Source organism: Brevibacillus sp. B_LB10_24, from assembly GCF_046036945.1.
Classification (GTDB): Bacteria; Bacillota; Bacilli; order Brevibacillales; family Brevibacillaceae; genus Brevibacillus_C.
On sequence record NZ_JBJQOQ010000032.1, the window covers coordinates 35,253 to 57,763 of the forward strand.

Consider the following 22,511-nt stretch of genomic DNA (forward strand, 5'->3'; position numbering starts at 1 on the left):
TCAAACGAGCGGTCCGAAATCCTTGTCCAGCTTCAGGAGAAATTTGGCGACTTCCTTCGCGTGATTTTTGACGTAGATGCGGTAATCCCCATCTTCGGGAACGGTTATGGTAATGGTACCTGTTCCAGTGGCAACCCGCTTGCTGTACACTTTCTCTGTGGAGACGGACATGATCCCGATTTCAAGTTCTCTTACCTGCTCGCATGCAACAGACCAAGTGACAGTCTCGCCTTTGGCCCATGCCGCCTGACCAAAATTGTTCTCGTGTTCGGCAGCCAGCCAAACAGTTAAATCCTTTCCGTTCGACGTGCTGATACCGCCTCCTTCTCGAGCTGCTCCCTCGGACGATTGAGTCGGCCCGGCTTCCGCCGTTGACGGACCTACTGCAGGAGCAATGGAAGATTCCACAGGCTTTCCGGCGGAACTAACAGCAAATGCCCCTCCTGTCCCGATGGTGGCGATCAGTACGATGCCTAAGATCACGAGGCCAGATTTCTTCTTTGTCGTGTCCATAATCGAAAAAAGGCGAGTCCTCATTCCCTTCTTCCCTTCGTAAAAGTTGGTTGAGAAAGACGTTTGGCGCCCGTCCCGGCTGCGGACGACGCCGATGATCGTTTCCCCGTAACGCTTGCGCTGCGCAAGGCTCATGCCTGCCAGTACCCGTTCATCGCATGCGATTTCCCCCTGCGCGGCAATCGCTTTTGCCATCAGATAGACAACCGGGTTGAACCAGTGGACGGCAGCCGCGAGCAAAACCACTGCTTTGTACCAGAGGTCGTTTCTCTTGAAATGAACAAGCTCATGCCTGAGAATGAAGTCCAGTTCATCGGAACGAAATGGAACGGGCGGCAGCAGGATGACCGGTCGGAAAAAGCCAACCAACATGGGGGTTGTGATCCCCTGACAAATCCTGATATGTATCTGACCTCCGACCTTCATTTCGGTTTTTACTGCACGGAAAACGTCTGCTGTCTCCGGATCAGTCACTTCCTCGCTCCAGCGGTTGACCAGTCTCATAAAGCGCCAATGCCGCCTGGCGTGGAGAGCTAGCTGGACGATCATGCCGATCAGCCATAGGCCTGCCGCCACTTGCCACAGGGCTTCAGGCGAACCCCAGCCTGTTTCCTGCCCGACAACCATCGGCATCAAGCGCTTACCGGCCTCTATGGGTTCAACAAGCACGGCCGGCATATCGGGTTTCAGGGAGAACAAAGCTGCCTCCCAATGCGGCCGAAAAGGGCAGAGCCACCCGATCACGATCGCCAGCCAAGTGTAATACAGCCACGTCGCAGCATAGCGCTTAGACAAAAGCGGCGTCGCAGCCATATAGGCCAGGGATACGACCGACATGCCGACCGAGCATTCCAGCAAGGCTCTGAAAAATGCTTCCATGTCACTCCCTCTTTTCTTGCAGCCATTTGCTCAGCTCGTCCAGGTCCTCATCCTTCAATTTTTTGCCGTCATACAGCGCGGCAACCAAGCTTGTAAAAGAGTTTTCGTGAAACTTTTCGATAAAGTCTCCGGTTTCAAACTGTACGTACTTCTCCTTGTCCACAAGCGGAAAGTAGGTACGTTCTTTTCCGTTTTTTTCCGACCGCAGAAACCCCCGCTCGACCAATCGCGACAGCAGGGTAAGAATCGTCTGGGCTTTCCATTCCTTTTCTCTTCCCAACTGTTCCATGATGATGTTCGTTGTGATCGGGGGTTGATTGGCCCATACCACTTTCATAATCTCAAACTCGGCATCAGGAAGCTTTTTCAGCTGATTCAAGGCATCACCTTCATTTTCTACAATTGTCTACAACCATATTCTACAAGCGTCTTAAATGGTTGTCAACCGTGGAAACTCAATACTTTGCCTGCCTTCATAAACACACAGCTAAGACCCGCATAACAAAAAATAAAGCGGCCGTCCGGGATACTAGGATAAAGCCCCGGACAGCCGCTCTGTCTCAATTCAGTCTATTCAACAAAATTCCTTGCTCGCCGGAGATAACCGTCAGTCCCTGCCGGTCATTCGTTGTACAGATGGCAAGCGACATACTGGTTGTCCACTTTCCTGAACACCGGCTTTTCCGTCTTGCAGATGTCCATGCAAGCGCTGCAGCGCGGATGGAACGTGCAGCCGGAAGGCGGATTTGCCGGGCTTGGCACATCTCCCTGCAAGACGATCCGCTCTTTCTTCAGCAGCGGATTCGGCTGGGGGACGGCAGATAACAAGGCCTGCGTGTACGGGTGCTTTGGCGATTGGAACAGCGCGTTCTTATCGGCCAATTCCACCATTCTGCCCAAATACATGACCCCAACCCGGTCGCTGATATGCCGCACCACGCTCAAATCGTGGGAGATGAACAAATAGGTGAGCTCAAATTGCTGCTGCAAATCCTGCAGCAGATTGATCACCTGGGATTGAATCGACACGTCCAGGGCGGATACAGGCTCATCGGCGACGATTAATTTCGGATTCAGCGCAAGTGCCCGGGCGATTCCGATCCGCTGGCGCTGACCGCCGCTGAACTCGTGGGCGTACCGCTTGGCGTGATAGCCGCTCAACCCGACGACATCGAGCAATTCCTCCACTTTGCGGTCTTTTTCCTTGCCCTGAGCCAGCCCGTGTATTTCCAATGGCTCCGCAATGATGTCGCCCACCGTCAGACGCGGGTCAAGCGAGGCGTACGGATCCTGAAACACGATCTGCAAATCTTTCCGAAGCGTTCGCAATTCTCGCTTGTTCATGCCTACCAGGTTCTTGCCGGCGTAGAGAACTTCTCCTTCAGTAGGTTCCAGTAATTGTAAAATCGTTCTTCCGGTCGTGGACTTGCCGCAGCCGCTTTCCCCTACCAGTCCCAGCGTTTCCCCTTTATTGATGGTAAAGTTCAGGCCGTCGACCGCTTTAACGTAATTGACAGTTCGGCTCAAAAACCCTTTTTTGATCGGAAAATACTTTTTCAAGTTTTTTATTTCAACCAGCGGCTGTTTCACTCTGATTCCTCCCTTCCTCGGAAGAGTGCAGCCAGCATCGGCTCAAATGCCCTGCTTCCAACGTTTCCAGCGGAGGCATCTGCTGTCTGCAGATATCCGACGCATACTCGCATCGCGGAGCAAAGGTACAGCCTTCGCGCATACTGCCCGGTATCGGCACGCTGCCCTTGATGGAGTACAAGCGCTTATCCTGGGATTCCAGCGTCGGAATGGATTTCATCAACCCCTGGGTATAGGGGTGCTTGGGATTGGTAAACAGCGTGACGACATCCGCTTCTTCGACCACTTTGCCGGCGTACATGACAATCACCCTGTCGCACATCTCCGCTACGACCCCTAAATCGTGGGTGATCATCATGATCGCCGTATTGTGCTGCGCTTTCAATTCTCTCATCAAATCGAGAATTTGCGCCTGAATCGTGACGTCCAAGGCAGTGGTAGGCTCATCCGCGATCAAGAGCTTCGGGTTGCAGGACATGGCCATGGCAATCATCACGCGCTGCCTCATTCCGCCCGACAGTTGGTGAGGATATTCGTCCACGATCTGTTCCGCCCGGGGGATGCCGACCAGCTTCAGCATTTCAATCGCCCGCTCGCGCGCTTTTGCCTTGTTGTACTTCATGTGGATCTGAATGGCTTCGCCGATCTGCTGACCGATCGTGAACACGGGGTTCAGCGACGTCATCGGCTCCTGGAAGATCATCGCCATCTCGTTTCCGCGAATGCTCCTCATCTCCTCTTCCGGCAACGAGAGCAGATCCTTGCCGTCAAACCGGATTGAACCGCCGACGACTTTTCCGGGGGTCAGCCTCATGGCAGTCAGCGAGGTGACGCTTTTCCCGCACCCCGACTCCCCTACGATGCCGACGGTTTCCCCCTCGTGTATCGTGATATCTACCCCGTCTACGGCTGGAACAACACTGTCATTGGAATAAAAGTATGTTTGCAGCCCTTTTATCTCAAGAAGCTTCTTAGTCAATCCAAACCCTCCCTTGCAGCAAAATACATCCTGTGGTGTTCTACAGCTTCATCTTGGGATCAAGCGCGTCACGCAAGCCGTCGCCAAGCATGTTAAACGCCAAAACCATAAACATGATAGCTAATCCGGGAATCGTGCTGACATGGGGCGCCATCCGCAGGTATTCTCTGCCGGCGCTGAGCATCGCTCCCCACTCCGGGGTCGGAGGCTGCGCTCCCATGCCCAAAAAGCTGAGGCCTGCTGCCGTCAGGATCGCCGACGCGATGCGCAAAGTCGACAGTACGATGATCGGCGCCACGCTGTTGGGAATGATGTGTTTCATAATGATCCGGGTATTGGAGCCGCCCATGGCGCGGGTCGCTTCGATGTACTCCTTATTCCGGATCGACAGTACTGAACCGCGGGCGATTCTCGCGAAGGTCGGGACAGAGAAGAGGCCGATCGCGATCACGACGTTCATCATCCCCGGCCCCAGCACGCTCACGATGGCAAGCGCGAGCAAAAAGCTGGGAAACGCCAAAAATACATCCATGACCCGCATGATCAACGAATCGAACAGACCGCCGAAATACCCGGCAATCGTACCTAATGTGACGCCGATGATTAAAGATATAAATACCCCGACAAGTCCGACCATCAGAGAAATTTGCGCGCCGTAAATTACGCGGGAGAAGATGTCGCGTCCAAACTCGTCTGCTCCAAACGGATGGGACCAGGAAGGCTTGTCCAGCATTTGGTCCATATTTTGCTGGATCGGGTCGTAAGGAGCAATCCACGGTGCGAAGATGGCCACAATGACAAAAAGCGCTACCATCCATAACCCGATCATGGCCCGCTTGTTCTTCTTGAAGCGAGCCGTCATCATTTTCCAGGGCGAGCTGGGAACATACGATTGTGCTGCACTGCTGTTTTTCTCATGCTGGACCACTGCTTCTGTCTGGCTCATAGACCTGCTCCTTTCTAATCGTATCTCACTCTGGGATCAACCAGGCTGTAGCATAGATCGACGATCAAGTTTACAAAGACGAAGATGGCGGCGATGAACAGAATACTGCCCTGCACAGCGGGATAATCCCTGAACTGGATCGACTGAATGACGAAACGGCCAAGTCCATTCATGGAGAACACCGTCTCTGTGAGCACAGCTCCCCCGAGCAATTGTCCGAATTCCAACCCGATAATCGTGATAATCGGAATTAAGGCGTTCTTCAACGTGTGTTTGTAAATGACGACTTTCTCTTTTACCCCTTTTGCCCGTGCCGTACGGACGAAGTCCTGGTGGATGACCTCCAAGATACTTGAACGGGTCAAACGGGCCAGGATAGCGGAGGAAGACAGCCCAACTGCTACGGCAGGCAGAATAAAGTATTTAAAACTGCTGTTTCCGCCTGAGGGGAATATCGGCAGATAATAGGAAAATGCCAGAATAAGCATGAGCCCCAGCCAGAAAACAGGCATTGAGATACCGAATAACGAAAACATCATCGTAAAGTTATCGCGTAAACTGTTTGGTTTCGTGGCAGAAAAAATCCCGGCAAACAGACCGATGACTACCATGATGATGATGGCCATGACGGTAAGTGTAATCGTCGTGGGGAATCTGGTTAGGATTTCCTTCAAAACCGGACGATCGGAGCGGATTGAGTTGCCAAAATCGCCTTTTACCAGATTAGCCATATACATCCCGTATTGAACGTAGAGAGGCTTGTCCAGCCCCAGTCGTTCCCGGATTTGCTGTACATCATGCTGCGAAGCGTCTTCTCCCGCTATGATTCTTGCCGGATCGCCGGGAATCATGTGAATGAGGGCGAAAGTGATGATAGATACGCTGATAAGGGTGGGTATCATTTGCAATACACGCTTGATAATATAACTGATCAACCTGATGCCTCCTTCCCCTGCCGGGTGTTTTTCTTTTAGTCAACACTTTGCCCACGATTTCGAATTTGGTAAGATTGTTTCACTCCCTCTTCTTCCCATGCCTTTTTGCTGAATCCCTTCATTTGAGAGTAGCACCAGATGAATGATAAGTAAAATTAACATTTTTATTGGAAAGAACAAAAAATATCTTATGAAAATTTGTATTTTATATGCGTTTTCATTTGATGTTATTTCTCATCTTGCAGACCCAGTTCATCGATCACCAGTGCAGCCATTTTGATTCCTTCCATGTAGTCCTTTATCAAAATATTTTCATTTGGCGCGTGTTTTTTCGAGTCTGGATTGCCTACGCCGAACCCTGCAGCGGGAATTCCAAATTGCTGGCACAGCTTGTACATCGGACCGGACCCCGGATTCATGATAATGACTCGCGGCGGAATCCCATTCAGCTTTTCCGCAGCTGTTATAATCTTTTGAACAAGCGGATGGCCTGGATCTGTCTTCGCCGGAGGTGTCCCGTCTGTTGCAATGACTTCTATATCCTCGAATCCGCTGCGATCCAGATGCTTTCGGAGCAGCTTCAGGATTTCCTCCGGGTCCTGATCGGGTACCAGGCGAAAATCGATACTCACCCGTGCAGTCGAAGGCAATACTGTTTTCGTTCCCTCTCCCTCGTAGCCGGACACAAGTCCGCAAATGGTGCAGGTAGGTTGGAACAGCAGCCTCTCCTTCAGTTCCGTCCCGCTGCAATTCAGCAAAAATTGCTTTAATCCCAAACGGTTCAGCATCTGCTCTTCTTCAAAATCCATTTCTTCGAGAATGCGTTTTTCCACTTCATTCGGCTTTTGCACCCGATCGTAAAACCCGTCGATTAAAACCTCTTCCTGTTCGTTTTTCAAGCTGTTTAAAGCCCAGATCAAACGCCAGGCGGGATTCTCGATAATCGCGGCATTGGAAGAGTGCAGGTCGGTATTGGCTCCCTTTGCCACCAAGTGGACGTAGAGAATTCCCTTGTTCCCCAGTTTTACTTCAAAGCTCCCGTCTTCGTTGACGATCCCGTTCTCCCAGATGCACAGGTCGGCTTTGAATTTTTCCGGATGGCTTTGGGCGAATTCCTGAATATGCTTGCTGCCGGATTCCTCTTCCCCTTCGATAATAAACTTCAGATTGACCGGAAGCTCCCCATACACTTGCTGATAGGCGTGGACGGCACAGATACGGGCTACCAGGGCTCCTTTATTATCTGCCGACCCGCGGGCAATGAGTTTGCCTTCTTGTATTTCCGCTGCGAACGGATCGCACACCCAGGCCTCAATCGGGTGTTCCGGCTGTACGTCATAGTGATTATAGAACGAAATGGTTCTGCTTCTGCCCTGGGAAATCTCCCCGTACAGGATGGGGTGACCGTTCGTCTCTATCACCTCTACTTTCGCCCCGATCTCCAGCAGCAGCTTTTGGACGAGATCAGCCGCTTCTTTTATTCCTCTGTTTTCCGTGGAGACACTGGGCTTACGGCATAACTCTTGCAGCCAATTGATATATCGCTCCCGATTTTCTTCAATGTACCGAAAAACCTGTTCCATCGTAGCCTCATCTCTTTCATCTAATAGTTATCCATTATGCATGCTTCGATTTACCGGCGTCAGAAACTTTACTATTCAAGTAAAATTCCCACTAGCAACAAATTATACATACGACTAATAAATAGGTAAAATTAATTAATTTAATACAATTTCCATAAAAAATTTTATGGAATAGACCGAGTTGGGAAATCTTTTGTTGTATTCATAAAGCTCTTACTACTATACTTTTAGTTGTATGCCGCAAAAAAGTTTGAAGGAGCCTGCTATGGATGAGAAAGATTTCATTATGCTTCAATATATCCACGAGGAACAGCATATCACCAAAGCCGCAGAACGCCTCTATATGACGCAGCCTGCCCTTACCTACAGATTGCAGCAGCTGGAAAAAGAACTGGGCATCCAGATTCTGATTAAAAACGGGAAAAAAATTACATTCACGCCAGAAGGCGAATATTTGGTTTCCTTTGCCCACAAGATGTTGTTTCAATTTCGGCAAGCCAAGGAGCATTTGACCAACATGGCAGATGAGGTGCAGGGCACTTTAAAAATTGCCGTTGCCAGCATCTTTGCCAGGTATTACCTGTCTCCTCTCCTCAAAAAGTTCGTCGAGCAGTATCCCAAGGTCGTCATTAACGTCTATACGGGATTAAGCCCGGAATTAATGGAATTATTAGACAGCGAAAACGTCCATCTTGCGCTTGTTCGGGGCGACTACAAGTGGCCGGGAGAAAAGCATCTTGTCACCCAGGAAAATCTGTGCCTGGTCTCCAAAAATCCGATCAATTTGGAGCTCCTTCCCTACTTGCAGCAAATTCAATACAGGGCCACCGACAAAGCTTCACGAAGTTTCAAGTTTACTTCCAACACCCCAGTCAACGAGCAAATCCAACACTGGTGGACGGAAAGGTACGAGGTTCCTCCTCTCACGACCATGCAGGTGGACAGTTATGAAACATGTAAAGAAATTGTCAAAAACGACTTGGGTTATGCCTTTATTCCGCGAATTTTTTTAAATCCAACAGACAATCTTTACACCCTTGATTTAATCACCAAGGATGGAAGCGTTATCAAAAGAAATACCTGGATGCATTACAAAGAATCCTCAACAAGATTAAAGGTTGTGGACAAATTTATTCAATTCATCAAATCCCAAAATTTACATTCCCGCTGGTCTCCCCAATAAGCCAAACAACCTTGGCGCATCCGCACAGAATCGGAGGCCAAGGTTGCCAGGCTACAACTCCTAACGGGAGATGGCTTTTTCCCTTAAAAACTCATCCTTGATCTGCTTCAGTAAATCCGGGTTCTCAATGAGATCGCAGCAGCTTCCCGCAATCGCTTTTGCGGCCGCGATGACAGCATAGTGACCATCTTCGCTTACGCCGGCTTGCTCCCACTCCCTGGTGTGGTTGGGGACGCCAAACGGGACAAATGAGACCCGCAAGCAGGCTCCCGGAACAATATGGGTTACGATGCTGAAATCCGTTGATCCTGTATTCTGCCTTGGCGGAGTAATCTCCCTGGCCCCGGCTTCTTTGGCATTGGCTAATAAGACGTCATTCAAACTCTGGACATTCAATTTGTTCGCCAACGTCTTTCCTTCCTGAATCGTCAGCTTGGCCCCAATCGCCAGCGCCGCGCCGCGGGCTGCATTGCAGACACGTTCCGTTACCTCGTTCAGGTACGAAACATCAGCGGCACGTATTAAAAATTTGGCGACAGCCCGTTCCGGAACAATGTTGGGGGCGACCCCGCCTTCTGAGATAATCCCGTGAATGCGTACATCAGACCGTACATGCTCTCTGAGGTACTCAATGCCATGAAACGTCATCAGCACCGCATCGAGTGCGCTTATGCCCAATTCCGGCGCTACAGCCGCATGGGAAGACTTCCCTTCGAAGATAAAATCCCTCGAAGTGATCGCCAGAGATTTTCCGTCGACAGTCGTGCGATCGCCCCCGTGCATCATCAAAGCAACATCCAGTTGATCGAACAGTCCGGCTTTCGCCATGGGGATTTTCCCGCTGGTCGTTTCCTCTGCCGGCGTTCCGTAGACGACGATCGTGGCCGGCGTATCGCCAAGATTCTGCATGATGGCGATCGCTGCGCCGGTGATGGATGAAGCCTGCAAATTATGGCCGCATGCATGGCCCAAACCTTCCAGTGCATCGTATTCGCATAAAAGGCCGATCGTCGGACCGCCCTCTTTATTTTTATACGTCGCCATAAATGCAGTAGGCAGATCGGCTACATTCGTCTCTACGGTAAAACCGTATTGCGACAGCGTTTCAGTCAACAGCTTTACCGCTTTGAATTCCTGGTTGCCCAATTCCGGATTGTCGTGGATAAAATCGTTAATGGAAATGATTTTGTCGCTCAGTTTCTCTACACTCTCAAACATCTTTTCTTTTCTATTCATCTTGTGCCTCCCATCATGCGCTGTCAGACCATAAAAAGAGAGAAGGAGTACTTATATATTTCCTCCCTCTCTACCGTAAGTTTGAAGCTTTTAACGATTTTGCAGAATTTGGCTAAAAAAATCTTTCACTGCAGGGAGAACCTTAAACCCTTCATGAGCGATCCCGGGAAGCTCTTCGTACCGCACGGAAATTCCTTCCCTTCGAAAACTGTCCCGAAGTGCCCTCAGTCTTTCAACCCGTGTATTTCCAAGTTCTTTAAAACCGTCCAACCAAAACGGGGCGTCTTCGTCATTGATCATCCACGTTTCCAAGTCCTCGCTGCCTACCGTCATCAATACGGGAACGCTTTGCATCTTGGACAGAGGCAGAGGCTTGCCAATCTTCTCCTGGTAATCCCCTACTCCCAAATACCACGGTTTGCTCCTGTCCAGATCGGTCACATTGCCAGGTGCTCCGATGGATAGACCCAGTAAGCGTTCGGGATGCAGGTAATAGAAGCGATGGACAAATTGCCCTCCACCCGAAAAACCGTGGAGAAAAAACCGGTCACTGGCAACGCGGTACTGCTGTGAAATCTCGTCCACCATCGCCAACAAGACCTCGTCAAACCGAGTATCCTGCACCCGGACAAACTTATAGGAATCCACTTCCCAAGGTTCCGTAATCCCTCCGGGAAACAGCGGGGCAAGAATAATCGTGTGGTGCGCCTCGGCAAAATCAATGAATGCATCCCGGTACTGCTGGGCGTTGCGCATGCTCCCGTGGACGATCACGGCAAGCGAGCAAGGCTCCTCGCGCTCGTCATAGCTTTCGGGAATGTAGAGACAGTAGGAAAACCTTGAATCGTACTGACAAGTAAACTGGGTCGTCGCTTTTCTTTGAAAATAGAGAGCCTTGCTCATTTTTTCACCGCATCGCGGAGAATGAGGTATTCATTCGCCCAGGTGTAAACATTTTCCAGACCCTTCTGATGGGCTTGCACTTGTCTGTACTCCACCAGGAAAATCCACGGAGCGTCGTCCTTGATCAGCTGCATGGCTTCATGGTACGTTTGCGTCCGCTCTTCCAAATTGGAAAGGCTCATTCCTTTTTCAACCAGTTCGTCAACTTTCGGATTGGAATATCGGGAGTAGTTGTTTGCTCCGTTCGTTGTCAAGAGCGGTCTCAGACCCCAGTCGGCATCTCCCGTCGAGTTGCCCCAGCTGCCTACCATCAGATCGAAATCGGAATCTTTTTTGTCCGTCTCCGCTTGGTAAGCGCTCCACTCCCATTTCCGCAATTCAACATCAAAACCGACAGCCTGCAGTCCGGCCTGGATAAACTCTGCGATTTTACTGTCCATCAAGTAACGGCCATCCGGTGTCCACAGTTTGATCTTCGTCCCTGGTTTCACACCCGCTTCAGCCAACAGCTGCTTGGCCTTTTCCGGGTCAAAGGGATACTCGCCGACAGAGGAATAGCCTGTCACGGATTCTGAAATGGCAGCATCGGCTACCTTGGCCTGACCATTCAGGATTTTGTTCACGATCGTTTCCTTATCAACCGCGTAATTCAATGCTTGGCGCACCTTCACATCCTGGAACAGCGGTTTCGATGCATTGATCGCGATGTAGAGATTGCGATAGGCCGGCGTAATTTGCACGTCGATATTCGAGTTTTGCTTCAATCGATCCACATCCTGGGAAGCGATCGGGGATATCGCATCGACTTCGCCGTTCTCCAGCATGATGGTTCTCGACGAGTTTTCCGGTACCGGCTTGAACGTGATGGATTTCAACTTCGGTTTGTCACCCCAGAAGTCTTGATTGGGTTCAAACACAACAGATGTACCGGGAGTCCATTCTTTCAATTTATAAGGGCCGGTGCCGACAGGATTCTTGCCGATGTCCGCATTATCTTGAATCGCTTTCGGACTGATAATGCCCCCTGCTCCGTGGGCAAAGGCGTTCAACGCTGCGCCAAACGGTTTCTTAAACGCGAAGGTGACTTGATATTCGCTGTCAACGTTTACATTTTCGATAAAATCAGTATAGAGGGAACTTCTGGCCAATTTTTTCTCCGGATTGAGCACCCGGTCGAAGTTGACTTTTACTGCTTCTGCGTTGAATGGAGTCCCATCCTGGAATTTCACGCCTTCACGCAGCGTGAAGGTCATTTTCAACCCATCTTCTGATGTTTTCCACTCCGTTGCCAATTGAGGAACAATCCTGGAGTTCTCGTCAAACGTAACGAGTTTGTCATATAGCAGGACGTTCGCCTGATTCGAGATACTGTCATTGGCATCCTGCGGATCAAAGGTGAGCGGTTCTGCTCCAAATGCCACGACTACATCCTTTGCTTCTACAGCTTGACTCGCGTTTCCGGATTGATCTCCTGAGCCAGACTCCGGTGTAGAACCGCCGCAGCCGGTAAGCATCAGTGCGGCACCCAGCACTAGTGATAAGCAGAGCGTTAACGTTTTTCTCTTTTTCATCATGTACCCCCCTGTTTGAACCCTGTTATTTATGAAAAGGAATAGCATTTGTACTCATATTTGTGAGGCGGACCAATCGCGATCCACATCTGCCCTTTGCTCGGCTGTGCGATCACGGAAGCAAAGGTAACGGATTCTGTACCCCAGTCTCCCGGCATGCGGCAAAGGGTGTGGGGAGCGGTTTCGCGGTCGCGCAGGACGCTTTGCATCGCGTCCGCATTCAGTTGACCGTGTTTTTGCTCAAGCAGGGCTCGCATCCGCTGTAAGCGAACCTGCGAATTTTCCAAATCTTCGCCGGTTTTTCTTTCCTCCTCCAACAACTCTTCTGCAACAAAGTGGTTGGAGTGAGCCAAAAGGCCGTTTACCGGCTGTATCAGGCCGTCTCTTGCCGGAACCGTTTCGAGGTCGATCGCCTTGCCCGTCTTGTCCATCATGATCAGGTTTCGAGACGAAGCCCTGTGCAGCCCTCTGACCAAATCAATCCCTTCTTCCACCGAAGACGCTTTCATCAAGGCCAAACGGGAGAGCAAGTAGCGGGGAAAGCCGACGCGCCAGCCGTCACAGACCAAGAAATTGGCGAAAACACCCATTCCCGCATTGCTGATCCCGATATACGATATTTGCCCGGCCGGTGTCAGCATCAGCGTTGACGGCCCTTCATCCGGGACACATTCGGCTACGATCCCGATTTCCGAGTAAAACCCCGGCAAGTCGGCATTTTGACCGATCAGCGGGATGCCGTCACTGGTCGCTTCCGGCATGACGGCAAATGTGGTGCACTCGTCTGTGGTGTCAAAGTGCTGGTAGGCCTCTGCCCGAAGCTGCAGGAAGTAAGCCTCGCCCAGCGACAGACCCGTTGCATCGGCAATTCCCTGGATTTCCTCATCAAAGAACGGAGCGTATTTCATGACGTAGGGCCGGTATTGCAAGGCGGCCTGTTCCAAGGCTTCGAGTGAATCTACCTTTACCTTGCTTGTCAGCTTTTCCAGCGCATAATCGCGATGCTTTTGAATCAGGGCTTTACATGCCTCACCGTATTGCTGACCGATTTGACGGTGAGTTCCAGAAAAACGGTAGAAGGGAAAAGATTCTGACGATCTTCCGGAAGTCGTGTTTTCCAAATTGTGCAAATTATGCAACCCCCTTTGGTCATGGTCATGGATAGAAGGAATAGCAAAACTCTTCTTAGCCTTTTTAATCATAACATTTGAATTTCAATTATGTTAAATCAGTGTTTTTACAGATCATTCATAAAAATTTTTTATTCATCTGCAAAAATAAGTTTCTATATTTGGTTTTTATGTATATTTATGTAAATGAAAGACAAGAGAGTGACGTACCGCGATTGAAGAGCGTATCACCCTTCTGTTTTTACGGTCTCGGAAATGAAGTCGACGAATGCCTTTACTGCATGCAATTTCAAGGATTCTCCGCGAAAGAGCATCCACGTGCTCCGGTACACCGGCTCCCCCTGCAGATCGCGAAGCTCCGTGCAATGCAGTCCGGTCGTGTGGGTCAGCACGCTGCCGGGAAGGATGGCATAGCCTAGTCCGTTGGCCACCATTTCTTTGCACGTATCGACATTATCCACCTCCATACCGATGAAGGGAGGTGCCTGGTAGTGATTGGCCCACCAGTGATCGATCAGTGATTTGAGCTGGGAATCCGTCTGGTACTCAATCCTCGCCAGCGCAGGCAATTCGTCCGGGCGGATCTCCTCCTTCGAAACGAGATACACTTTTTCTTTCAAGAAATGAAGCTTTTGGTCGGCCCAGGGGTATTCGCCTTTCACAAATCCGATATGCACCTCCTGGCTGTTCAATTTCTCCAGTACATCCCTGCTCCAGCCGGTATAGATTTGAAACTCGACGTGCGGATACTTGTCTTTAAATAATTTTAACAGCCCGGGAAGTTTGTACCTGGCGATAAAACTTGAGACCCCCAGTCTCAGGGTACCTCTTGGGACCGAATCCATATTTGCCAGGTTCTCTTTGATGGTGCGAATTTTCCGCAGCATCTCTTCCGCACACTTCACCAAGTATTCGCCTTGCGGAGTAAACTCGACCCCCTTCGTCCCCCGGTACACAATCGTCACGCCAAACTCCTTCTCGATCTGCCTGAGCCGATTCGTCAGCGCAGGCTGCGATACATACAGACTTCTCGCTGTTTTCGTAATATTTTTATGCTGGTACAGCGTCCGCAGCATCAGCCAGTCCCGCTCTTCCATCGTGTCAGATGCCTCCTGCCATAATTGTTTCGTATGGATTGCGATAAGAAAATGCTATTTTCTATGACTTCTTATTTCACTGTATACTATAACCCACAAATGACATTGCTGCAGGTGAACTTATGACGCTCGCAATCGTAAATATCGTATCCCTAGGCTTTCAAACGATGGTGTACATGACCAGACTGATCATCCCCCTTTACGCAGCCGAGCTCGGAGCCAGTACGGCCGGCATCGGGCTGTTGACGGCATCCTACGCCTTGCTGCCGCTCTTTTTCTCCGTTTCTGCCGGGAAAATCGTCGATCGGGTGGGCAATCGCTTGCCGACTCTGCTGGGTTTGCTCGGTTTGTGCGCCGGTCTGGCCCTTCCGTTCTTTTTTTCATCGCTCTGGTCTCTCTGTCTGTCCCAGTTGATCGTGGGAATCGCGTATATCTTTATTAACGTCCCGCTGCAAAACATCCTGGGTCAGACGGCGACCCCGCAGAATCGGGACCACTATTTCGGCGTGTTCTCCATGTTCGTTGCTTTGGCAGGGGTAATTGGCCCCGCTGTCGGAGGGTACATCGGCGAGCACCTGTCTTATTCGTCCGTGTTTCTTGCCGCTGTCATCGCCGGCTTGATTCCATTCGCCGCGGCCTGCCGCATCCCGAAAGCTGCCAACGGCCCCAAGAAAGCGGTCCAAAATGAAACCAGCTCCCTGTCGCTGCTAAAAGCGCCTTCCCTGCGAAAAGCCTTGCTCTCCAGTGCCTTGGTGCTGTACTCCCGGGACATCTTCGTCGCTTACTTTCCGCTGATCGCAGTGAACTTCGGCCTTTCCCCGTCGGCGATCGGCTGGATTATCGCCATCCAAGGCATAACGATGATGGCCGTGCGCTTTCTGCTTGACAAGCTGACAGGTTCGTTCGGCCGGAACCAGGTGCTGTTCGGCTCCATACTGGTCGCGGGATTCTCCTTTCTCTTCGTTCCGCTGACCGATCATGTCTTTCTATTGGGCCTGATCAGTGCTGTCATGGGAGCGGGTCTTGGCTGCGGGCAGCCGCTGTCCATGACCACGGCCTTCAACGCCTCACCGCCGTCGAGAACAGGTGAAGTGCTGGGACTTCGCCTGGCCACCAACCGCCTTTCGCAGTTTCTTGCCCCGATGCTGTTCGGGCTGATCGGCACATGGGCGGGCATCGTATCCATCTTTTATGTAAGCGGGGCCTTCCTGGTCGGCGGCGCCTTTTTTACCAAGACGAAATCGGCGGGCGTTATCGCTGTGAAAAAATAGGGCGGAGGACCCCTGCTTGATGCGACATCGAAGAACATAAAAAAATCCGACCACCTATCAGTGATCGGAAGAATAGTACGTGATAGATTCATTATATAGACATGGCCGGAAATATTCCTTAGTCGGTTATTGGAAAAAGACAAGGGACTATTTGCTTATTTTCCCGTTTCCAACCAGATATCTTTCGCTGTGATTTTGCACTCTGTCAATGGGCAGTCAAACAGAACATGAAGTTCAAAGCCTGTATCAGAAAGGTAAATCTCATCATAGAGCCACCAAGCGCCCTCCAGTTTATCGGGAAGAGCAAGTTCTGTTACCCCCGTAAAGATCAGTTTGACGTCGGTGAAGTAGTGAAAGCCCCCTCGGCAATCCAGCGTCATGATCAACCGATCGCCAGATGCGAGCTCGCACGAGATTACCTTTGCATCGTGCAATGAATTCTCATGCAATTGAACAGCCCCTGCCGGTAATTTATCTTTTACTGCGTTGTATTGCTGCTTATATCCCAGTGCGAGGCGCTCCATTCTCATACGATATTCCTTCTGCCATCGTTCAGACATTTGCCTCAGTTCTTCCGAAGGGTACTCTGTTCGAATCGTATAATCATGGATATAGGGGTGAAACGATTCAGGAAGATACTTCAACAAGTCGCTTTTTCGGAAATCCAGGTCTTCCTGAACTTGCTTTTTGAGGTCGATCCCTTCTTCAGAGCAATATTGAATGTACTCTTCCCACTCCTCTCTTGTTTCCGGAAATACCAAGAAACCCGCTACTTGCATTTTCTCGTACCAAGCTTTTGTGAAATATTTCACAAATAAATCCCCTCCCTCAAGCTTTCTCCTCAAAGGGTCCGCAATTTTTGCAAAAACATTTTCATCGCCATCGTCGATACCGATGTGACAGCCTGGAGAATGGAAAATTCCCGGGTGAAACGCTTGTCCTTTATGGGCACGCTGCACACTTCTCCCGCTTCCAATTCCTTTTTTACGACCAGGCGAGACAGCATCGCAACGCCCAGCCCGGCTGCGACGGCCTCTTTCACGCCCTGGCTGCTGCTGAACACGAAACTGCGTTTGATCACGAGGTCGTTGTCCCGGATAAACTGATCGCTGAACGCCCGAGTGCCTGAGCCCGTCTCGCGCAGCACCCAAACCAGATCCTGCAGCATCCCCGGTTCTGCCTTCTGCACTGAGGACAAGGGGTGGCCTGGCGGGGCGATCAGAATCATCTCATCCTCCATAAAAGGCTTCACTTGGATGTCGGAATACCTTACCGTCCCCTCCACCAGGCCGATGTCCAACTCACTCGCCCGAATCCCCTGGGCGATTTCCTCGGTATTGGCGATCTTCACTTTCATGTCCACCTGCGGATACTGGCCGGCAAACTGGGCCAAGAGCCCCGGCAGGATGTATTCGCCGATCGTAAAGCTGGCGCCGATCTTCAATGTTCCGGTCACCACGTCGCGCAGCAGGCAGATCTCTTCTCTGGCCGTTTCGTAGAGGGCGAGAATCTGCTTCGCATGTTTATAGAGAATCTCCCCCGCTTCCGTCATCTTTACATGCTTGGGGGAGCGATGCATCAATTTAACGCCGAATTCATTTTCCAAATTGCGGATGTGCAGGCTGACCCCCGGCTGGGAGAGATTGAGCAGCTCCGCCGCACGTGAAAAATTGCTCTGTTCCACAACCGTAACAAATACCCTTAAGGTTTCTACGATCATCTGCTGCATCCTCCGTCATCCGGCAATGTGTGGACCCGCCGTCCTTCTCTCTACCCGATTGTATCTGTTTCCATCCGTTCGAACAACGCCAACGATAAGTTTTTCTAATCCTTCAGATAGCAGATCGGTATTTCACTTCCGCTTCCAGCCGCTCTATAGTTAGAACCGTAAAAGAACATGCATGTTTCTTTTTTCATTTGCAAGGAGTGAGGAAACGTATGGAGCAAGCGCAAGCACTTGCCATGCAAAAACGAAAAAAACAAAATCTCGGCTTTATTTTGGGGATCGTGCTTACCTTGGTGATCGCTTTGGTTGCGAAATACTTAGCCGGGTTTCCCTTTCTTTCCATCATGGGGCAGTTGGTCATCGCAATTCTCATCGGGATCGCCTGGCGGGCCGTCGTCGGAGTCCCGCAGCAGGTGATCGCCGGGACCAGCTTTTCCAGCAAAAAGCTGCTTCGCATAGGCATTATTCTGCTCGGGATGCGGCTGAACCTGATGGATATCGTACACGCCGGACCAAAAGTGCTGATCATCGATGTGATCGTCATCTCGTTTACGCTGGCGGTCGTGTACGGGTTAACCCGCCTCTTTCGGGTGGAAAAACGGCTGGGCATCTTGACAGCCTGCGGTACGGCCATCTGCGGCGCCGCTGCCGTCGTCGCGATCGCGCCGCAGATCAAGGCAAATGACGAAGAAACCGCGATCGGCGCGGCGATGGTCGCGATACTGGGGACGATTTTTACGCTTTTGTACACGTTTCTCTACCCGGTGCTGGGCTTTTCACAACTCGGATATGGCATTTTCTCCGGTGCTACGCTGCACGAGATCGCCCACGTGATCGCGGCGGCTGCTCCGGCCGGCAATGACGCGCTGGACATGGCCGTGATCGTCAAGCTGACGCGGGTCGCCCTGTTGGTGCCGGTCGCGATTCTCATCGGCATCTGGGCCAGCCGATTGGAACAAAAGGAACACGGCAGAGCCTCGAATGCTCAGAAGAAATCGATTCCGATTCCCTGGTTTATCCTCGGATTTCTGCTTGTCAGCGGAATCAACTCCTTGGGCATCATCCCGTCGTCCGTGGCTGACAAGATCGTGGTTCTCGCCTACATGCTGATCGCGATGGCGATGGCTGGACTCGGTCTCGGCGTCGATCTGGTCACGTTCAGACGGCTGGGGATGAAATCGTTCGCCGCCGGTCTTGTCGGGTCCATCTTGCTGTCGATCCTGGGGTTCGGTTTGGTTCATCTCTTTCACCTCGCGTGACGGACTACTCTCAAGAGCGGCAGTCCGAACGAACCCTCTTTCGAATATTCCCAACTGTGTTACAATGTCTGAAGAGGCGCCGGACTGCCAGCAAAATACGGTTAGTCGGGCGCCTTTCTTTCGAGATTTTTCCGCAGGCAAGGAGGAAGGATAGTATGCTCAAAGAGATGGCGCTGATCGGCATTTCTGTCGTCGCCGTTATCGTCGCCCTGATTGTCATCGCATTGGTCGTTGGCGGACTGATCTTGCTGGTAAAAGGCAAAAAGACGCATCACTCGATTATCCGTTCCCACCCCTTTCTTGGCTGGATCAGATACCTGTTGGAAAAACTGGGGCCGGAATTCCGACAGTACTGGTTTGATGACGATAATGCCGGTAAGCCCTTTTCACGCTATGATTTTATCGGGTTGATCTACTCAGCCAAGTACCGCTCAGATCTCGTCAGCTTTGGCTCCAAGAGAGCGTTCGAGGAATCGGGCTACTACATCGCCAACAGCATGTTTCCCCTGCTATCGGAAGAATTACAGGTAAAGAACGAGGAACTGGTCCATTCGCGAAAATACGTGATCGAGCACGAGGGCATCTTTAACCGCAGGGAAAAGGTCGTCGCGGACCAAACCCCGCCTTGGCTGTATACCGACGAAGACGCCCTGATCGTCGGCCCTGGCAGGAAGCATCCGTGGAAAGTTAGCGGCATGTTTGGCGCGTCGGCGACTTCGTACGGCTCTGTCGGAGAGAATTACATCCTCTCGACGGGTCACGGGGCCCAGATGGCAGGCGGCTCCTGGATCAACACCGGGGAAGGCGGCGTCGTAGCGGAACACCTCGCTTCCGGAGTTGACGTCGTAGCCCAAATCGGACCGGGGCTGTTCGGCTACCGCGATGATCACGGCGACTTCTCCCTGGACGAATTTTTGCAAAAGGCGGCAGAGCCGAATATCAAGGCCTTCGAACTGAAGTTTGCCCAAGGAGCGAAAATCAGAGGGGGACACCTGGAAGGCTCCAAGGTTAACGCCAAGATCGCCGCCGTGCGAAAAGTACCGATCGGCAAGACGATCAACTCGCCGAACCGCTTTTCGTTTTTAAAGAGCCCGGAAGAGGCTCTGCAGTTTATTCGCACCCTGCAGGAGGCGGGCGGCAAGCCGGTCGGAATCAAAATCGTCATCGGACAGCAGGATTCCCTGGAGGCCTTCTTGGAAACAATGATCAGATTGGACATCTTCCCCGACTTCATTACGGTGGACGGAGGCGAAGGCGGTTCCGGGGCTACCTACAAGGCGATGGCGGATTCGATGGGCCTTCCGCTGATCCCCGGCCTGATCACCTTGGTCGATACCGCCTGCCGGTACGGGATTCGGGAGAAATTTGCCGTCTTCGCCTCCGGAAAGCTGATCACCCCGGACAAGGTGGCGATTGCCCTGGCGATTGGAGCGGATGCCGTCAATTCTGCACGCGGCTTCATGATGGCCAACGGCTGCATCATGGCCTTGCAGTGCCACACCGGATGCTGCCCTGCGGGGGTGACCACGACCGATCCGAAGTACCAGGATGCGCTCGTGCCGGAAGAGAAGAAATGGCGGGTAATGAACTACATCATCAGCATGCGCGCCTCGCTCTTCGCCCTGGCGGCAGCGGCCGGCATCGACAGTCCCAAGCGCTTTACCCGCGAGCACATCTTGTTCAAGGATGAGCTGGGCCGCACCGTGAAGCTGAGCGAGCTTTTCCCGCTTCCTTCGCCGGAGCCGGAAAAAGCCCGCGGGGTCAGCGCGTCTTGAAGTAAGCTAAGAAAAGTGAGGGGAATTATACGTACCGCTTCAGTTTGCTTTGGAGGACATTGGGGAGGGAAACCGAAAAAAATGGGCTCGCTTCGTTCGTGGCAAGCCGGCGGGGAAGCGGGGGATGTCCGTCTCCACTACAAAAAACGGCACGTCGACCAAAAAGGACTGGGGGTAGCTCAACGTAGCGTTTGGTCGACAAGCGTGTGCCGTTTTTTTTCGTTCCGACTAGGTAGGCGTTGCCAAGGCCTGCGCTCGCTCCATTTTTTTCGGTTTCTCGCGGCTTTTCTCTATAAAAAAAGGNGTAGCTCAACGTAGCGTTTGGTCGACAAGCGTGTGCCGTTTTTTTTCGTTCCGACTAGGTAGGCGTTGCCAAGGCCTGCGCTCGCTCCATTTTTTTCGGTTTCTCGCGGCTTTTCTCTATAAAAAAAGGAAGAGGCAGCCCTGCTTGGGCTGTACTCTTCCCTTTGGCCCTTTGATGGTAAAATAACGTCACCTCTAATAGCCTGCATGAAGAGATTTCCAGCTTTTAGGGAGTGATCGGGATGGTCATTTGCCTGGAGTCCTGGTCATATCCTCCTCAATTTCAACCGTTCGAGATTTTTCATCCCAGTTCACATTTGCCCCTACTGTCTCGGTCACAATTCGAATGGGAACCATCATGTGCCCGGCAATCGTTCTAGGTTTAGCTTCTAAAAACAGGGGAGTTCCATTCACATATGCAAAATTCGACTGAGATAGTTTGATTTCGATCTCACCCTTTTTTGCCAGTACCAATTGATTCTGTTCATCCCAGGAAACCGCTGCTCCCATTTTTTCAAATACTCCTCGAAAGGGAACGTAAACCCTCCCTTCGATCATGATCGGAGGCTGCGGAAACGAGACCTTTTCCCCATTGATCAGAACCTGAATGGGCATGTCCTTTCTTGGAACAACAATCAGAGCATTGCTCAATTGTCTGCCCGGAGTAGTGATATATTTCCCGTGGGCATACAGACCGGACGAAGCCCCACCATCCATATTCATAGCAGACATCAACCCCATAGACCGGCATATTTCAGCCAACTGTGCCAGGGTAACGTTGGGGACCGTTCCCATGACAAGTCGATTGTCAGCCGTAAAGCCAATAAACGAACGCTGTCCACTGTTGATGGTCAATTTCGGATCTGTCATTCTTTCTTCTACAGGGTTGAGGACAATTTTTCCGTTCTTGACCAACGTTGGTCCGGCACTTGTTATGTGCTGGAATCCCTCGGAAGAAAGCTCGGTTGTCCGATCGATCACAGGAAGTGAATTCCCATTAAATCCGATTGAGGATCCGCTAGACCCTTCGTTTATTTCCACATAGTCGATGACAATTTTGCCCCACGGCGGCTTTTCTTCCCCTTTGTTGTACGCCATAAAAAAGGTTCCATTGATAGCAGCCAGCGCCCCATTTCTCTTCGCCATGCTTTCCAAACTTTCTGTTTTCCCCAGCTGGTCGTGTGCTAAGACAGGACGAACTTCCAACTGGGAATCATTTAGATTTACCGTTACGAATTGGACGTTTCGTTTACCCGAAGTCGTGGAGAAATCCCGGCTTCCCGCTGCGACACTCTTTTTTAGGTCTGGTTGGGTAGACGGAGCTGCCAGAGCAGGCGGCAGAAGGGTACAACTCAGCAGGAGTGTGGACAAGATCATCATGAATCGTTTTTTCATGTTCTCCCCCCATTTTCACTAGGCGAATCAGCTTTATAGTACCCTTCCCCTTGGCTGTTGCGATCAAACTTTAACTCACCCAAAAGGGGGAGGCATCATTGCATTCAACGTCGCCTTTTAAACAAAAAAGAAAGTGGCAATCCGACTTGTTCGGCCCCCCTTCCCTTTAAAAAGGTCTTGCAGATTTATTATTTTAACAACTTGCGTCAGAAGTCTCCTTCCTCAGCGAAACAGGTG

At 51.2% G+C, this 22,511-nt stretch carries 19 protein-coding genes; 4 read left to right on the forward strand and 15 right to left on the reverse strand.

The window, feature by feature from the left end:
- From ACI7RC_RS22130 to ACI7RC_RS22160, 7 genes are all read right to left on the reverse strand, one after another.
- Complete coding sequence (locus ACI7RC_RS22130) at positions 1-1,392, reverse strand: M56 family metallopeptidase (RefSeq protein WP_408110368.1); 1,392 nt, start codon at positions 1,390-1,392, stop codon at positions 1-3.
- A 1-nt stretch (position 1,393) separates the two neighbouring features.
- Complete coding sequence (locus ACI7RC_RS22135) at positions 1,394-1,771, reverse strand: BlaI/MecI/CopY family transcriptional regulator (protein ID WP_408110369.1); 378 nt, start codon at positions 1,769-1,771, stop codon at positions 1,394-1,396.
- 242 nt (positions 1,772-2,013) lie between these two features.
- The gene (locus ACI7RC_RS22140; protein ID WP_408110370.1) at positions 2,014-2,982 is read right to left on the reverse strand and encodes an ABC transporter ATP-binding protein; all 969 of its coding nucleotides are present in this window, start codon (positions 2,980-2,982) and stop codon (positions 2,014-2,016) included.
- The gene (locus tag ACI7RC_RS22145) at positions 2,963-3,961 is read right to left on the reverse strand and encodes an ABC transporter ATP-binding protein (RefSeq protein WP_408110371.1); all 999 of its coding nucleotides are present in this window, start codon (positions 3,959-3,961) and stop codon (positions 2,963-2,965) included. The genes ACI7RC_RS22140 and ACI7RC_RS22145 overlap by 20 nt, the downstream gene beginning before the upstream one ends.
- Before the next feature lie 40 nt (positions 3,962-4,001).
- A complete protein-coding gene (gene nikC / locus ACI7RC_RS22150; protein WP_408110388.1) occupies positions 4,002-4,826 on the reverse strand; it encodes a nickel transporter permease in 825 nt (274 codons plus the stop codon).
- Between the two features lie 95 nt (positions 4,827-4,921).
- Complete coding sequence (gene nikB / locus ACI7RC_RS22155) at positions 4,922-5,842, reverse strand: nickel ABC transporter permease (protein ID WP_408110372.1); 921 nt, start codon at positions 5,840-5,842, stop codon at positions 4,922-4,924.
- Positions 5,843-6,069: 227 nt separating this feature from the next.
- The gene (locus tag ACI7RC_RS22160) at positions 6,070-7,425 is read right to left on the reverse strand and encodes a M20/M25/M40 family metallo-hydrolase (RefSeq protein ID WP_408110373.1); all 1,356 of its coding nucleotides are present in this window, start codon (positions 7,423-7,425) and stop codon (positions 6,070-6,072) included.
- A gap of 265 nt (positions 7,426-7,690) precedes the next feature.
- On the opposite strand from ACI7RC_RS22160, the gene ACI7RC_RS22165 reads away from it, so the two are divergent.
- Complete coding sequence (locus tag ACI7RC_RS22165; RefSeq protein WP_408110374.1) at positions 7,691-8,608, forward strand: LysR family transcriptional regulator; 918 nt, start codon at positions 7,691-7,693, stop codon at positions 8,606-8,608.
- Between the two features lie 60 nt (positions 8,609-8,668).
- Here ACI7RC_RS22165 and ACI7RC_RS22170 read toward each other — a convergent pair whose 3' ends face one another.
- From ACI7RC_RS22170 to ACI7RC_RS22190, 5 genes are all read right to left on the reverse strand, one after another.
- The gene (locus ACI7RC_RS22170) at positions 8,669-9,844 is read right to left on the reverse strand and encodes a M20 family metallopeptidase (RefSeq protein WP_408110375.1); all 1,176 of its coding nucleotides are present in this window, start codon (positions 9,842-9,844) and stop codon (positions 8,669-8,671) included.
- A 90-nt stretch (positions 9,845-9,934) separates the two neighbouring features.
- A complete protein-coding gene (locus tag ACI7RC_RS22175) occupies positions 9,935-10,747 on the reverse strand; it encodes a hypothetical protein (protein WP_408110376.1) in 813 nt (270 codons plus the stop codon).
- Positions 10,744-12,318 carry an ABC transporter substrate-binding protein gene (locus ACI7RC_RS22180; protein ID WP_408110377.1) on the reverse strand — a complete coding sequence of 525 codons (1,575 nt, stop codon included), beginning with the start codon at positions 12,316-12,318 and terminating at the stop codon, positions 10,744-10,746. The genes ACI7RC_RS22175 and ACI7RC_RS22180 overlap by 4 nt, the downstream gene beginning before the upstream one ends.
- 29 nt (positions 12,319-12,347) lie before the next feature.
- The gene (locus ACI7RC_RS22185; RefSeq protein WP_408110378.1) at positions 12,348-13,448 is read right to left on the reverse strand and encodes a C45 family autoproteolytic acyltransferase/hydrolase; all 1,101 of its coding nucleotides are present in this window, start codon (positions 13,446-13,448) and stop codon (positions 12,348-12,350) included.
- Between the two features lie 227 nt (positions 13,449-13,675).
- Positions 13,676-14,545, reverse strand: coding sequence for a LysR family transcriptional regulator (locus tag ACI7RC_RS22190; protein ID WP_408110379.1), 870 nt, complete (start codon positions 14,543-14,545; stop codon positions 13,676-13,678).
- A 122-nt stretch (positions 14,546-14,667) separates the two neighbouring features.
- On the opposite strand from ACI7RC_RS22190, the gene ACI7RC_RS22195 reads away from it, so the two are divergent.
- Entirely contained in the window at positions 14,668-15,816 is a 1,149-nt protein-coding gene (locus tag ACI7RC_RS22195) for an MFS transporter (protein WP_408110380.1), read from the forward strand.
- A 155-nt stretch (positions 15,817-15,971) separates the two neighbouring features.
- Here the strand turns inward: ACI7RC_RS22195 and ACI7RC_RS22200 are convergent, their stop codons facing one another.
- Positions 15,972-16,628, reverse strand: coding sequence for a DUF4085 family protein (locus ACI7RC_RS22200; RefSeq protein WP_408110381.1), 657 nt, complete (start codon positions 16,626-16,628; stop codon positions 15,972-15,974).
- A gap of 29 nt (positions 16,629-16,657) precedes the next feature.
- Positions 16,658-17,536, reverse strand: a complete 879-nt coding sequence (locus ACI7RC_RS22205) for a LysR family transcriptional regulator (protein ID WP_408110382.1) — start codon at positions 17,534-17,536, stop codon at positions 16,658-16,660.
- A 218-nt stretch (positions 17,537-17,754) separates the two neighbouring features.
- Here ACI7RC_RS22205 and ACI7RC_RS22210 point away from each other — a divergent pair, with 218 nt between their 5' ends.
- Positions 17,755-18,801 carry a YeiH family protein gene (locus tag ACI7RC_RS22210; RefSeq protein WP_408110383.1) on the forward strand — a complete coding sequence of 349 codons (1,047 nt, stop codon included), beginning with the start codon at positions 17,755-17,757 and terminating at the stop codon, positions 18,799-18,801.
- Positions 18,802-18,956: 155 nt separating this feature from the next.
- Positions 18,957-20,576: a glutamate synthase-related protein gene (locus tag ACI7RC_RS22215; RefSeq protein WP_408110384.1), complete on the forward strand. Its 1,620-nt coding sequence runs from the start codon at positions 18,957-18,959 to the stop codon at positions 20,574-20,576.
- Between the two features lie 549 nt (positions 20,577-21,125).
- Here ACI7RC_RS22215 and ACI7RC_RS22220 read toward each other — a convergent pair.
- Positions 21,126-22,274 carry a stalk domain-containing protein gene (locus tag ACI7RC_RS22220; protein WP_408110385.1) on the reverse strand — a complete coding sequence of 383 codons (1,149 nt, stop codon included), beginning with the start codon at positions 22,272-22,274 and terminating at the stop codon, positions 21,126-21,128.
- Between the last annotated feature and the right edge of the window lie 237 nt (positions 22,275-22,511).